The sequence below is a fragment of the Comamonas faecalis genome (assembly GCF_039538025.1).
Classification (GTDB): domain Bacteria; phylum Pseudomonadota; class Gammaproteobacteria; order Burkholderiales; family Burkholderiaceae_C; genus Comamonas_C; species Comamonas_C faecalis.
The window spans coordinates 1-12,198 of record NZ_BAABBP010000035.1 but is presented as its reverse complement, the minus strand read 5'-3'; the positions used below and the strand labels follow the sequence as shown (position 1 = coordinate 12,198).

Annotated in this window: 12 protein-coding genes; 7 read left to right on the top strand and 5 right to left on the bottom strand. The window is 67.5% G+C overall.

Translation table 11 applies throughout. The annotated features are described in order from the left end of the window. Nucleotides 1-2: 2 nt before the first annotated feature. Together ABD767_RS15060 and ABD767_RS15055 are read right to left on the bottom strand one after the other, a co-directional pair. Complete coding sequence (locus ABD767_RS15060; RefSeq protein WP_103044607.1) at nt 3-257, bottom strand: hypothetical protein; 255 nt, start codon at nt 255-257, stop codon at nt 3-5. After that, complete coding sequence (locus ABD767_RS15055) at nt 254-586, bottom strand: c-type cytochrome (protein WP_103044616.1); 333 nt, start codon at nt 584-586, stop codon at nt 254-256. The genes ABD767_RS15060 and ABD767_RS15055 overlap by 4 nt, the downstream gene beginning before the upstream one ends. 298 nt (nt 587-884) lie before the next feature. Here ABD767_RS15055 and ABD767_RS15050 point away from each other — a divergent pair, with 298 nt between their 5' ends. Continuing rightward, nucleotides 885-1,676 (top strand): quinoprotein dehydrogenase-associated SoxYZ-like carrier, encoded by a 792-nt coding sequence (locus ABD767_RS15050; RefSeq protein WP_103044606.1) that lies wholly within the window; start codon nt 885-887, stop codon nt 1,674-1,676. Beyond that, nucleotides 1,673-2,674: a quinoprotein relay system zinc metallohydrolase 1 gene (locus ABD767_RS15045; RefSeq protein WP_344869883.1), complete on the top strand. Its 1,002-nt coding sequence runs from the start codon at nt 1,673-1,675 to the stop codon at nt 2,672-2,674. The genes ABD767_RS15050 and ABD767_RS15045 overlap by 4 nt, the downstream gene beginning before the upstream one ends. Nucleotides 2,675-2,720: 46 nt before the next feature. Here the strand turns inward: ABD767_RS15045 and ABD767_RS15040 are convergent, their stop codons facing one another. From ABD767_RS15040 to exaC, 3 genes are all read right to left on the bottom strand, one after another. Then, nucleotides 2,721-3,755: a catalase gene (locus ABD767_RS15040; RefSeq protein ID WP_103044604.1), complete on the bottom strand. Its 1,035-nt coding sequence runs from the start codon at nt 3,753-3,755 to the stop codon at nt 2,721-2,723. A 155-nt stretch (nt 3,756-3,910) separates the two neighbouring features. Beyond that, complete coding sequence (locus ABD767_RS15035; protein WP_103044603.1) at nt 3,911-6,043, bottom strand: TonB-dependent receptor domain-containing protein; 2,133 nt, start codon at nt 6,041-6,043, stop codon at nt 3,911-3,913. Between the two features lie 109 nt (nt 6,044-6,152). Then, nucleotides 6,153-7,679, bottom strand: a complete 1,527-nt coding sequence (gene exaC, locus ABD767_RS15030) for an acetaldehyde dehydrogenase ExaC (protein WP_103044615.1) — start codon at nt 7,677-7,679, stop codon at nt 6,153-6,155. Between the two features lie 291 nt (nt 7,680-7,970). Here exaC and ABD767_RS15025 point away from each other — a divergent pair, with 291 nt between their 5' ends. The 5 genes from ABD767_RS15025 to ABD767_RS15005 all read left to right on the top strand — a co-directional run bounded on the left by ABD767_RS15025 (nt 7,971) and on the right by ABD767_RS15005 (nt 12,107). Continuing rightward, a complete protein-coding gene (locus tag ABD767_RS15025; protein WP_103044602.1) occupies nt 7,971-9,002 on the top strand; it encodes an ABC transporter substrate-binding protein in 1,032 nt (343 codons plus the stop codon). Nucleotides 9,003-9,009: 7 nt separating this feature from the next. Further along, entirely contained in the window at nt 9,010-9,822 is an 813-nt protein-coding gene (locus ABD767_RS15020) for an ATP-binding cassette domain-containing protein (RefSeq protein ID WP_103044601.1), read from the top strand. Between the two features lie 13 nt (nt 9,823-9,835). Further along, complete coding sequence (locus ABD767_RS15015; RefSeq protein WP_103044600.1) at nt 9,836-10,663, top strand: ABC transporter permease subunit; 828 nt, start codon at nt 9,836-9,838, stop codon at nt 10,661-10,663. A 164-nt stretch (nt 10,664-10,827) separates the two neighbouring features. Beyond that, the gene (locus ABD767_RS15010) at nt 10,828-11,439 is read left to right on the top strand and encodes a hypothetical protein (protein WP_146031448.1); all 612 of its coding nucleotides are present in this window, start codon (nt 10,828-10,830) and stop codon (nt 11,437-11,439) included. Further along, the gene (locus tag ABD767_RS15005) at nt 11,433-12,107 is read left to right on the top strand and encodes a hypothetical protein (RefSeq protein WP_344869882.1); all 675 of its coding nucleotides are present in this window, start codon (nt 11,433-11,435) and stop codon (nt 12,105-12,107) included. The genes ABD767_RS15010 and ABD767_RS15005 overlap by 7 nt, the downstream gene beginning before the upstream one ends. The last annotated feature ends 91 nt before the right edge of the window (nt 12,108-12,198 follow it).

The window sequence follows — 12,198 nt, the reverse complement described above, 5'->3', positions numbered from 1 at the left end:
GCTCATGCCGGTCGGGTGCGGCTGCCGCCCTCCTCCTCACCCAGGCCGCGCTCGGCCAGGCGTGCCAGCTGGCGCAATGCCTCGGCGTCGCCGGCGCGGGCCATGGTCTCCCACAGCCGGCGCGCCTGGCTGTAATAGCCCAGTGCGCAGGCGGCCTCTGCCTTCAGGCGCAGGCCCGGCGCATCACGCGCCGGCGCCAGCGCCAGATAGGCCGCGCCCAGCAGCGTGCGCGGGTGCTGCACCGCCGCGGCCGTCATGGCTTGGTTGCCAGCACCCAGCCGGCCAGCAGCTTCAGATCCTGCGTGCTCAGGCTGGAATGGCCAGGCATGGCCGCACGCCCCCACTTGCCCTTGGAGCCCAGCTGGATGGACTGCACCAGTGTGTCGATCGCGTCCTTGTCGCCGGCGTATTTCTCGGCCACCGACGCAAACGCCGGGCCGACGATCTTCTCGTTGGCCGCATGGCAGCTGAAGCAGTCGCTGTTCTTGGCCAGCTCGGCGGCCGCGGCCAGGTCAATGTCGCCCGCCTGGGCAGCGGTGGCCGCCAGGCCCATGGTCAAGGCGGCAAGAAGGAAAACAGAACGCATGGCAAACCCGATCAAGCAAGGAAAGAGGTGAAGGCAGCAGGCTGCCAAAAAGGGGGGCGCAGGGAGTTACGCAACATCCATGCCAGCGCCCCGGACTGCAATCCGTGAAGCAGGGCGCCGTCCTTCCGGCGAAAGCCGGGGTGACGGATTACGCCGCGCAGCCAGGTGTGACATCCCGGAACAGCGATGAATGACAAGTGCTACGCGTTGGAGCAATCCGCCCGCCCTCCGGCGCCACACGCACTGGCACCCGTCTTGCTTGCCACACCGGCATTGCATCCAGAAAACCGATTCGCCCATGCTTTCAAGACGTCAATGCATGCTCGCCGGCGCGCTGTACGGCCTCGCGCCGCTGCATGCGGCGCAATCGGCCGGAGCGGGTGACCCGCTGAACTCGCCGCAGTGGCCGACGCTGCAGCAGGAATACCTGGGCGGCGCGCCGGTGCGCTTCACCGACGCGGTGCGGCTGCGCACGCCCGCGTTTGCCGAAGACCCGCTGAACGTGCCGGTGCAGGTGGATGCGCGCGCGCTGGCCGACGAGACGGACAGCCCGATACGCCGCATCGTCGTGCTGGCCGACCGCAACCCGATACGCCAGGTGCTCGGCTTCGAGCCGCTGCGCGCGCTGCCGGTGCTGGCGTTTCGCATGCGGCTGGAGCAGGCATCGCCGGTGCGCGCGCTGGTGCAGACGCACGACGGGCAGTGGCACGGCGGCGGCGCGATGATCCAGGCGGCCGGCGGCGGCTGCACCGTGCCCGGCGCCAGCCGCGCCGACGGCTCGTGGAAGGACACGCTGGGCCAGGTGCAGGCGCGCGTGTTTCCCAACCTCATCGAAGGCAGCCGCCGCCTGCGCCTGCGCGTGATGCACCCGATGGACACCGGCCTGGTCGACGGCATTCCAGCCTTCCACCTGGAGCAGCTGGAGCTGGTGGACTCCGGCGACCAGCCCTGGTGGCGCCTGACGCTGCACGAGCCGGTGTCGGAAAACCCGCTGCTGACGCTGGAGCTTCCCAGCGAGGTGCCGCCGGCTTTCCGCCTGCGCGGCCAGGACAACAACGGCAACCGCGTCGACGCCGAGGTGCGCACATGAAGCGCCTTTGCCTTGCCCTGCTGCCGCTGGCCTGCGCCATGGGCGCGCCGGCGCAGACCAGCGCTCTGCCCACCGTGACGGTTACTGCCCCGGTTGCCACACGCGTCGACATGCAGCGGCTGGACTACCGGCTCCAGCCACGCCAGATTGCGCCCGGCACCTGGGTGATCGAGGGCGCGGTCGAGGACTTTGGCCGCAGCAACGGATGCAACATCATCAACACCGCCTTCATCGAGACGGGCGACGGCGTGGTCGTCATCAACACCGGGCCGTCGCGCCTGTACGGCGAGCAGCAGCGCGCGGCGATTGCCCGCGTGACGGCAGAGCCGGTGCGCCGGGTGCTCAACCTGAACCTGCACCCCGACTACTTCCTGGGCAATCAGGCCTGGGGCGATGTGCCCACGCAGGCGCTGGCCGGCAGCATTGCCGGCATGCAGGCCGAGGGCGGGGCCTACGAGGACAACCTGTACCGCCTGTGCGGCGACTGGATGCGCGGCACGCAGGCCGAGCCCGCGCGCGAGGCGCTGCAGCCGCAGACGCTGCAGCTGGGCAGCCGCCGGCTGGAGCTGCGCCGCCTGCACGGGCACACGGGCGACGACCTGGTGCTGATCGACCGCACGACGGGCGTGCTGTTTGCCGGCGGCCTGGTGTTTTCCGCACGCGTGCCTACGACGCCGCACGCCGACATCGACGCCTGGCTGGCCAGCCTGGACACGCTGGCGCAGTGGCGGGCGCAGGGCCTGTTCACCACCGTCGTGCCCAGCCACGGGCCGGTGCACCAGGGGCTGCTGGGCGTCGAGCAGACGCGCGACTGGCTGACCTGGCTGCGCCAGACGATGGAGCGCAGCGCCGGGCAGGGCGTGGACCTGGCCGAGCTGCTGCAGCAGCCCGTGCCCGAGCGCTTTGCCAGATGGGCCGCCCAGCCCGCCGAGCTGCAGCGCAGCCTGGCGCAGTGGTATCCGGCCTACGAGCGGCGGGCGCTGGGGCCGGTGCGGTAATACCGTGCTCGCGTCCACCGCTGCGGCGCAGCGGTGGCTTACCGTTTTACTTGGCGGCGCGTTCTTCCAGCCGGCGCTGCTGCGAGATCGCGTAGGGCGCGGCGCGCGCGGCCAGGATGGGGTCGGCCGACGCGACGACGCCGCGAGGCAGCACCAGCGGGCTGAAGTTGGTGTCCACGCAGGGGCCGGCGCCGTCGGGCGAGACCGAGGTGATCGTCAGCCGCCCCAGCGTGACCTTGGTGCGCCCTGCGGGCAGCGGCGTGGTGGCGCTGTCGATCCTGTCGCCGGGCGCGGCCAGCTCCAGGTTGAAGTCGAACGCCGCATGACCGGCCTGTACGCGCTGGCGCAGGTCGTCGAACAGGAAGTTGGCGCCGCGCGCCTTGGCCTCCTCGTCGCTCAGGCCCAGCACGCCGCCCACCGGCTCGAACACCCATTTGCCCCAGGTGGTCTGGCCCTGGGCGTTGGTGAAGCCAAAGCCATGCACACCCCAGTAGTTCAGCCCCGCAAAGCTTGCCGCCACGGGCTGGGAGGCAAAGTACTTGCCCTGCAGCAGCACCTGTGGGTTGGCATCGGCAAAGGCCTTGACGCGGGCCGGGTCGGGTTTCTTGGTGGCCGGGTCGGCCTGCAGCGACTGCAGGCGGCCAAGGAATTGCGCCGGCGTCTCTGCGCCGAACACGGGCGACGAGATGTTGCCCATCAACCACTGCTCGCCGCCGGGCAGGTCGAACTGCAGCGCCATGTTGCGCTGGCCCTTGGTGTTGTCGGGCGCGTTGGGGTTGGGCCCGGTCAGCGAAAAGCGCACGAGCACCGGCACCGGCTGGCCGCTGAAGGCGCTGGCGCTGGACAGCGCACGCGCCTGGCTGCTGCCGACGAAGCTGCCCGCGGCGCACACGCCCTTGGCGCCCGAGCGGCGGTGGCCGGCGAACTTTCCTGTCGTCGCTTCGAGCTGGTTGACCAGCGCAACGGGGTCGGCGTCGGTGGCTGCTGCGCCGGTCTGGCCGTCCGGGCCGTGCGCGCAGGCCGCCAGCAGCGCGGCGCAGGCAGCAGCCAGCGCGGTGCGGGTCAGGGTCGTGGTGTTCATCGGTGTCTCCTTTTTTTGACGTGGGAATGCGCCCCGGCCTCAGGTGGCACCCGCGGCCGGGACGGGGGAAAACAGGCTTGTCGCGGCGCCGGTATTCACTTCCTCTCCCTCTGGGAGAGGGTGGGGGTGAGGGCCGGCGACCTCGGAAAGAACACTCAGAACCGATAGGCCAGGCTCACGCCCGCCATCCACTGCCGCCCCGGTGCGGCCTCGTAGTAGCGGCCATTGCCCTCGTTGACGATGACCGAGCCGACGTACTGGCGGTCGAGCAGGTTGTCGACGCGTGCAAAGGCCTTGAAGGCCCAGGCGCCAATGTCGCGCAGGTATTCGCCGCTCAGGCTGGCGACGCCGTAGCCGGGCGCCTGCACGCTGTTGGCGTCGTTGGCCGTGACGGGGCCGACCTGGCGCCAGTCCAGCCCCAGGTTCCACGCGGCGGCCGGCTGCCAATACAGGCCGGCAAAGGCCTGGTAGCGCGCGGTGCCGGCCAGGCGGTTGCCGGCGGACACGCAGTTGGCGCCGGCGGCATTGCAAAAGCCGTCGCGCAAGCGGGCGTCGAGCAGCGTCAGCGCGGTCTCAAGCCGCCACTGCGGGCCCATCCAGGTGGTCGAGGCCAGCTCGACGCCCTGGCGGCGCGTGCGACCGGCATTCTGGTAGGTGGAGCGCCCGCCGCTGTTGGTCGCCACGACGATCTCATCCTTGGTGCCTGTGCGAAACAGCGCCGCGCTCCAGTTGCCGTGCCAGTGCGCGCCGCGCCAGCGCTGGCGCAGGCCCAGCTCGGCGCTGGTCGAGCGCGCCGGGCGCAGCGCGAAGTTCAGCCCCGGCAGGCCGCCCTGGCGGTAGGACAGCTCGTTGAAGGTCGGCGTCTCGAAGCCGCTGGCGACCGACGCGTAGACCTGGGTGCCTTCATCGAGTTGGTGCTGCAGCGACGCCATCGGCAGCAGCCGGTGGAATTTGGTCTTGCCGCTGTCGTCGCCGTTGGCGCCGACGATGTAGCGGTCACGCGAATCAAAGCGCACATTGCTCCAGCGCAGCCCGGCGTCCAGCGTCCAGCGCGGCGCAAACGCCCAGCTGGCCTGGGCGTAGGGGTCGACGCTGCTCAGGCGGTTGCGCTCGTCGCGGCGCAAATTGCCCTTGATGCCCAGCTCGCTGCCCACGAAGTTCTCGTAGCCCTTGCGGTTTTCGCGCACCTGGTTGGCCGCCAGGCCCAGAACCCAGTCGACGCTGCCCTGCTGGTGCGTCCAGCGCGCGTCCAGCCCGCCATAGTCGCGCTGCATGTCGATCACGCCGCCGGCATGCGTCGCAGGTGCCTGCGCCGCCTTGGGGATGGACTGGTACTGGGTGATGGCGCGGTGGCCGCCGTAGACCATCAGCCGCAGCTGGTCGCTGGCGCTGACGCGGTGCTCGTGGATCAGCCCGGCCTGGGTCTGGCGCTGGCTTTTGCGCGTGTTGTACTGCAGCGAGCCGGCGGCTACGGCGCGGTGGTTGGCAGCCCAGTCGGCAGGGGTCACGCCGCCGGCGTCCTTGGCGTCGATGTCGACGTGGCTGGCGACGAGCGTCCAGTGGCTGTCCGCGCTGCTGCCAAAGTCCAGCCGTGCGTTGAGCAGATTCTTGTCGGCCGCCGTCTGCGGGCGGTAGCCGTCGGTGAGGAAGCGGCTGGCGCTGACCGTGTAGCCCACGCCGGCGCGCTCGCCGCTGGCCTTCAGGCCCAGGCGCTTTTGCCCGTTGCTGCCCATGGCAAAGCTGCTGCCGAGCTTGGGCGGCCCTTCGCCGCGCTCGGTAAAGGCCTGGATGGCGCCGCCCGAGGCGTTGCCGTACAGCGTGGAATAGGGGCCGCGCAACACCTCAAGGCGCTCCAGCGACGAGAGGTCGATGTGGTTGGTCTGGCCCTGGCCGTCGGGCATGGTGGCCGGTATGCCGTCCAGGTAGACCTGGATGCCGCGCACGCCGAAGGTGGAGCGCGCGCCGTGGCCGCGGATCGACATCTGCAGGTCTTGCGCGTAGTTCTGGCGGTTCTGGATCAGCAGGCCCGGCACGTTGCCCAGCGACTCCGACAGGTTGACCTGCCACTGGCGCTCGCGCAGCTGCTCGCCGTCGACCACGGTGACCGATGCCGGCGCCTTCTCGGCGGTGGTGGGCGTGAGCACGCTGCGCACCGTCATCGCCGGCAGCGTACCAGCGCCGTCCTGCGCCGCCGTTTGTTGCGCCGCCGCGCCCTGGGCCCACAGCAGGCCGCAAAGCATGGCGCCCAACGGCCAGCCCGCGGCCGCACAAAGCTGTTTCAACTGCATCTTGTCCCCCTCTTTTTTTGCCGGTCTGTGAACAGGCACTGCCCACGGGCGGGGCAGGCCGTCAGCGAAAGCGCACGGCAGGCGCCGGTGCGCCTGCCGCGGCTGGTGGTCAGAAGAAGCCCAGCGCGTCGGGGCTGTAGCTGACCAGCAGGTTCTTGGTCTGCTGGTAGTTGGACAGCGCCATCTTGTGCGTCTCGCGGCCGATGCCCGACTTCTTGTAGCCGCCAAACGCCGCGTGCGCGGGGTACAGGTGGTAGCAGTTGGTCCACACGCGGCCCGCCTGGATGGCGCGGCCCATGTGGTAGGCGGTGTTGCCGTTCCTGCTCCACACGCCGGCGCCCAGGCCGTACTCGGTGTCGTTGGCAATGCGCACCGCGTCCTCGGCGTCCTTGAAGGTGGTCACCGACGCGACGGGGCCGAAGATCTCCTCCTGGAACACACGCATGTCGTTCTTGCCGTACAGCAGCGTGGGCTTGATGAAGAAGCCGTCGTTGATCTCGCCGCCGGCACGCAGGCGCTCGCCGCCCGTGAGGCACTGGGCGCCCTCGCCGCGGCCAATGTCGATGTAGCCCAGGATGCGGTCGAGTTGCTGTTGCGAGACCTGCGCGCCGACCATGGTGCTCTTGTCCAGCGGGTGGCCCTGCGTCATCGACTCGACGCGGGCGACGGCGCGCTCCATGAAGCGCTCGTAGATCGACTCCTGCACCAGGATGCGCGACGGGCAGGTGCAGACCTCGCCCTGGTTGAGCGCGAACATCGAGAAGCCTTCGAGCGCCTTGTCCAGGAAGGCGTCGTCGGCGTCGAGCACGTCGGCAAAGAAGATGTTGGGGCTCTTGCCGCCCAGCTCGACGGTCGACGGAATCAGGTTGTCGGCCGCTGCGCGCAGGATGCGCTGACCCACCGGGGTGGAGCCGGTAAACGCTATTTTTGCGATGCGCTTGCTCGTCGCCAGCGCCTCGCCGGCCTCGCGGCCAAAGCCGTTGACGATGTTGAGCACGCCCGGGGGCAGCAGATCGCCGATCAGCTCCATCAGCACCATGATGGAGGCGGGCGTCTGCTCGGCGGGTTTCATCACGATGGAGCAGCCGGCGGCCAGCGCGGGCGCGAGCTTCCAGCACGCCATCAGAATGGGGAAGTTCCACGGGATGATCTGGCCGACGACGCCCATGGGCTCGTTGAAGTGGTAGGCGACGGTAGTGGCGTCGATGTCGGAGATCGCGCCCTCCTGCGCGCGGATGCAGCCGGCGAAGTAGCGGAAGTGGTCGATGCCCAGCGGCAGGTCCGCGGCCATGGTCTCGCGCAGCGGCTTGCCGTTGTCGATGGTCTCGGCAATCGCCAGCAGCTCCAGGTTCTGCTCCATGCGATCGGCGATCTTGAGCAAGATGCCCGAGCGCTCGGCCACCGAGGTCTTGCCCCACTTGGCCTGCGCGGCGTGGGCGGCGTCCAGCGCCAGATTCACGTCGTTGGCGTCGGAGCGTGCCACCGAGCAGAACACCTTGCCCGTGATCGGCGATGCGTTGTCGAAATACTGCCCGGCCACCGGTGCCACCCATTTGCCGCCGATGAAGTTGTCGTACTTCTGCTTGTAGGGGTAGCGGGCTTCGAGGTTGAAGTGCTTGAGTTCGAACATGTCCATGGTCATCTCCTGTTGGGTTGCATATCGGTTCAAAGAAAAAAAGACCGACTGCCAGGACACATACAAACTTCGTGCCAACCCCGCCGCCGCACGGCGCGGCGCCCGAAACCAGCGGCTGGCACGGTTTTGCGCCGCCGACTGTCCCGATTTGCCACACCGCTGCCCCAGATTGCGCCACTGCGGCCGCGGCGTGGCACAACGCGGGCCGCGCCCGGTACCCGGCCAGTATGATCAACCGCTTCGGTCGCCGCTGCGCGGCCGAAGCCATGATTCCAACCAGGAGACCACAACATGCAAAGACGCCACCTCATCGCCGGCGGCCTGGCCGCGGCGGCCCTGCCCTCGTTCACCTTCGCCCAGAACCTGGAGAAGCAGAAGGTGACCATCGCCGTCGGCGGCAAGAACCTGTTCTATTACCTGCCGCTGACCATCGCCGAGCAGTTGGGCTACTTCAAGGACGAGGGGCTGGACGTGACCATCGTCGACTTCGCCGGCGGCTCGCGCGCGCTGCAGGCGGTGGTCGGCGGCAGCGCCGACGTGGTGTCGGGCGCGTTCGAGCACACGATCGCCATGCAGCTCAAGGGCCAGCCGATGCGCGCCTTCGTGCTGCAGGGCGCGGCGCCGCAGATCGTGCTGGGCGTCAACCCCAAGACCATGCCCGACTTCAAGAGCGTGGCCGACCTCAAGGGCAAGAAGATCGGCGTGACTGCGCCGGGCAGCTCGACCAACATCGTCGCCAACTTCGTGCTGGCCAAGGCGGGCTTGAAGCCCACCGACGTGAGCTTCGTCGGCGTCGGCGCGGGCAATGGCGCGGTGGCGGCGATGCGCTCGGGCCAGATCGACGCGATCTCCAACCTCGACCCGGTGATCACGCTGCTGGCGCGCTCGGGCGACCTGAAGATCGTCTCGGATACGCGCAAGATGGACGAGGCCGAGAAGGTGTTCGGCGGCCCGATGCCCGCCGGCTGCCTGTACGCGCCGCAGGGCTTCCTGGACAAGAACCCCAACACCGCGCAGGCGCTGGTCAACGCCATGGTGCGCGCCGACAAGTGGATTCACCAGGCCGGCGGCGGCGACGTGATCAAGGTCGTGCCCGAGAGCTACCTGCTGGGCGACCGCGCGATCTACATCGACGGCTTCCTGGCAGCCAAGCAGGCGACGTCGGCCGACGGCAGCTTTCCGGCGCGCGGGCCGCAGACCGCGCTCAACGCGCTGGCCAGCATCGACCCCAAGATCGCCGCTGCCAAGGGCAAGGTGGATCTGAGCGCCATCTACACCAACGACTTCGTCAAGAAGGCCAACCTCAAGTACCCCAAGGGTTGAACCAGCCATGAGCGCAGCGGCAATCGAACTGCAGGGCGTGGCCTGCACCTTTGTCAGCAAGGACCAGCCCGGTCAGCGCTACACCGCGGTGCGTGGTGTGGACCTGACCGTGGCGGCGGGCGAGTTCGTCAGCGTCGTCGGCCCCACGGGCTGCGGCAAGAGCACGCTGCTGAACATGGCCGCCGGGCTGCTGGCGCCCAGCGAGGGCAGCGTGCGCGTCTTCGGCGAGGAGCTTTCGGGCATCAACCAGCGCGCCGGCTACATGTTCCAGGCCGAGAGCCTGATGCCCTGGCGCACCGCGCTGGACAACGTGATGGCCGGCCTGCAGTTTCGCGGCGTGGCCGACGGCGAGGCGCGCGCCCAGGCGCGCGACTGGCTGGCGCGCGTCGGTTTGGCGGCGTTCGGCGACCGCTATCCGCACCAGATGAGCGGCGGCATGAGGAAGCGCGCCAGCCTGGCGCAGACGCTGGTGATGGACCCGGACATCATCCTGATGGACGAGCCGTTCTCGGCGCTGGACATCCAGACGCGCCAGCTGATGGAAAACGAGGTGCTGGCGCTGTGGCAGGGCAAGAAGAAGGCGGTGCTGTTCATCACCCACGACCTCGACGAAGCGATCGCCATGAGCGACCGCGTGGTGGTGCTCTCCGCCGGGCCGGCGGCGCACCCGATCGGCGAGTTCGTGATCGACCTTCCGCGCCCGCGCGATGTGTCCGAGGTCAAGACCCAGCCGCGCTTCCTCGAACTGCATGCCGCCATCTGGGCCGAGCTGCGCGAGGAAGTCCTGAAGGGCTACCAGCAGCAGCTGCAGAAGGCGTGAGGGCCTGAAAAATATGTGGAACTGGATCAAACCGCGCGCGGGCACGCTGCGCCTGTGGCAGCTGGCGCTGCTGGTACTGCTGTTCGGCTTCTGGCACGTGATGACCAAGCCGGGGCTGGTGCCGCCGTTCATGTTCGAGAACGACCGGCAGGCGGCCTTTTTCTTTGGCGAGCCGGTGCAGATCTTCGGCGTCATCTGGGCCTGGTTCGTCGCCGACGCCGACATCTACCGGCACCTGTGGGTCACGCTGGCCGAGACGGTGATGGCGTTCGCCATCGGCGCCGCCGGGGGCCTCGCCGGCGGGCTGTGGCTGGCGCTGTCGCCGATGGCGGCGGCCATCCTCGACCCCTACATCAAGGCCATGAACGCCATGCCGCGCATCATCCTGGCGCCGATCTTCGCCGTCTGGTTCGGCCTGGGGATGGGCTCCAAGGTGGCGCTGGGCGTGACGCTGGTGTTCTTCATCGTGTTCTTCAACGTCTACCAGGGCGTCAAGGAAGTAAGCCCGGTGATCCTGGCCAACGCGCGCATGCTGGGCGCGAGCCAGAAGCAGCTGCTGCGCCACGTCTACCTGCCCAGCGCGACGAGCTGGGTGTTCAGCTCGCTGCACACCAGCGTCGGCCTGGCCTTCGTCGGCGCGGTGGTGGGGGAGTACCTGGGCTCCAGCCAGGGCGTGGGCTACCTGATCCTGCAGGCCGAGGGCAGCTTCGACATCAACACCGTGATGGCCGGCATCCTGGTGCTGACCGCGTTTGCGCTGGCGCTCGACGAGATGGTGGGCGCGATCGAGAAGCGGCTGATGGTGTGGCAGCCGAAGGCGGGGGAGACGGAGAGGTTGTAAGTTCAAGCGCACCCAAGGGGGGGATGCGAAGGCGTGCCCGGCCATGGCATGATTCCCTCGTCGTTTTCCCCATCCAGCCTTTGGCGCAAGGTGATCCAAGCTGCCACTTGAGACCCCGCTGATTTGTGCCATCCTGGGCTCAACCCACCCATTCCTGAATCAGGATGCGATTTCGTTTTTTCCGGTCAGAAAAAATTCCCGTCCCCGCCGCAAAAACCGGAGATGAGCCCGTTGGTATTGACGCCGAAGGCAAGCGCGTCGAGCCGCTGATCGATGCACGTCGCCTGTCGGCGCTCGCATTGCGGCGGGAGCTTCTCAATTGGCGTGACGATGCACATACGGATATCACTCTGGCCACGGCGACACTGCATATCGAATTGATGAAGCGCATTGACGAGAGGCTAGAAGAGAAGGGGCTGATTGGCCGACTGTTCATGGAGTTGTTCGCTGATCCGGCAAACAAGCTCCTCCTGAAAAAAACCATCCAGCGGATCGCGAAACCCATGCACGCATGCCTTAGCCGCCTTGAGGCGTCACTGGCCGTGTTGGCCGAGAAGAGCGTGTACCGTCCACCAATGCAGTCGGCTTTCGGCAGGAAACGCCTTGAAACCATGGATGTTTTTCTCTCCAAGCTGCAAGTCAAGTCTTCCGCTCGCGATGAGATCGCCCATGCGCTCAAGGGCTGGCTGCTCGGACCAGATGGCTTGGCAGCAGAACTACGCGAGCAAGCGACGCACATGTGCAATCAATTGATACAGGAATCCCAAAAATGTTGAGTGCCATCCCCTTTGAAATTCCAACGCAGTACGTGGCGCAACTGGCAGCAGGCGAGCTGATCCGGTATGGGGCCATCCTGAAAAGCGCCGGCACCGGACAAATCGTGGCGCATTTGCAGGAAACTGGCATCGCTCAGCAAGCGCTTTCGTCATTGGTATCTCCGATACTCGCTCCGGTTTCGCTCGTTTCCAACGCCGTGAACGCTGGTTCAGGCATCTATACCGCTGTTCAGGCGAGCAAGATCAAGGTCATGGTCGAAGTGCTGCAGAGCCTGCAGATCGCGACCTTGGGTTTGTCACTGGCAGGTATCGGCGTCAGCGTCGCTGGCTTTGTATACACGCGCAAGCGCTTCAATGACCTGGAGGGGCGGCTGGATCAGATTACCAATCTCATCGAGGCCGGTTTTGAAAACCAGCGCAAAAGAGAACTACGTGCGCAGATGTCCCGTACCGGTGGGCTGGTAGAGCGCGCAAGGCTCGCCAGGGATCTATCCGATCCCCAAAGGGAATACCGAGAGGTCGCTGCCATGATGGCCGATCAATCGGCATACTTCGACGGTGAAGCATTGGCCCTGATTTCCCAGAAGGAACCGATCGCCTCCGACCTGTTCTGGCAACTCGTGCAATCACTGAGGAAATCCTGCAAAACCTCCCCGTCTGTCTGGTAGGTGTCAGCCACCGCTGGCATTCTCCTCATCCATGAAGCAAACCAACCTCGCCCTGAACCTGAGCACGCGCAAGACGCGCAAGCAAGTCTTC

Coding starts and splice junctions, on each gene's coding strand:
- ABD767_RS15060 (WP_103044607.1), bottom strand. CDS start 257: ATGACGGCCGCGGCGGTGCAGCACCCGCGCACGCTGCTGGGCGCGGCC.
- ABD767_RS15055 (WP_103044616.1), bottom strand. CDS start 586: ATGCGTTCTGTTTTCCTTCTTGCCGCCTTGACCATGGGCCTGGCGGCC.
- ABD767_RS15050 (WP_103044606.1), top strand. CDS start 885: ATGCTTTCAAGACGTCAATGCATGCTCGCCGGCGCGCTGTACGGCCTC.
- ABD767_RS15045 (WP_344869883.1), top strand. CDS start 1,673: ATGAAGCGCCTTTGCCTTGCCCTGCTGCCGCTGGCCTGCGCCATGGGC.
- ABD767_RS15040 (WP_103044604.1), bottom strand. CDS start 3,755: ATGAACACCACGACCCTGACCCGCACCGCGCTGGCTGCTGCCTGCGCC.
- ABD767_RS15035 (WP_103044603.1), bottom strand. CDS start 6,043: ATGCAGTTGAAACAGCTTTGTGCGGCCGCGGGCTGGCCGTTGGGCGCC.
- exaC (WP_103044615.1), bottom strand. CDS start 7,679: ATGGACATGTTCGAACTCAAGCACTTCAACCTCGAAGCCCGCTACCCC.
- ABD767_RS15025 (WP_103044602.1), top strand. CDS start 7,971: ATGCAAAGACGCCACCTCATCGCCGGCGGCCTGGCCGCGGCGGCCCTG.
- ABD767_RS15020 (WP_103044601.1), top strand. CDS start 9,010: ATGAGCGCAGCGGCAATCGAACTGCAGGGCGTGGCCTGCACCTTTGTC.
- ABD767_RS15015 (WP_103044600.1), top strand. CDS start 9,836: ATGTGGAACTGGATCAAACCGCGCGCGGGCACGCTGCGCCTGTGGCAG.
- ABD767_RS15010 (WP_146031448.1), top strand. CDS start 10,828: ATGCGATTTCGTTTTTTCCGGTCAGAAAAAATTCCCGTCCCCGCCGCA.
- ABD767_RS15005 (WP_344869882.1), top strand. CDS start 11,433: ATGTTGAGTGCCATCCCCTTTGAAATTCCAACGCAGTACGTGGCGCAA.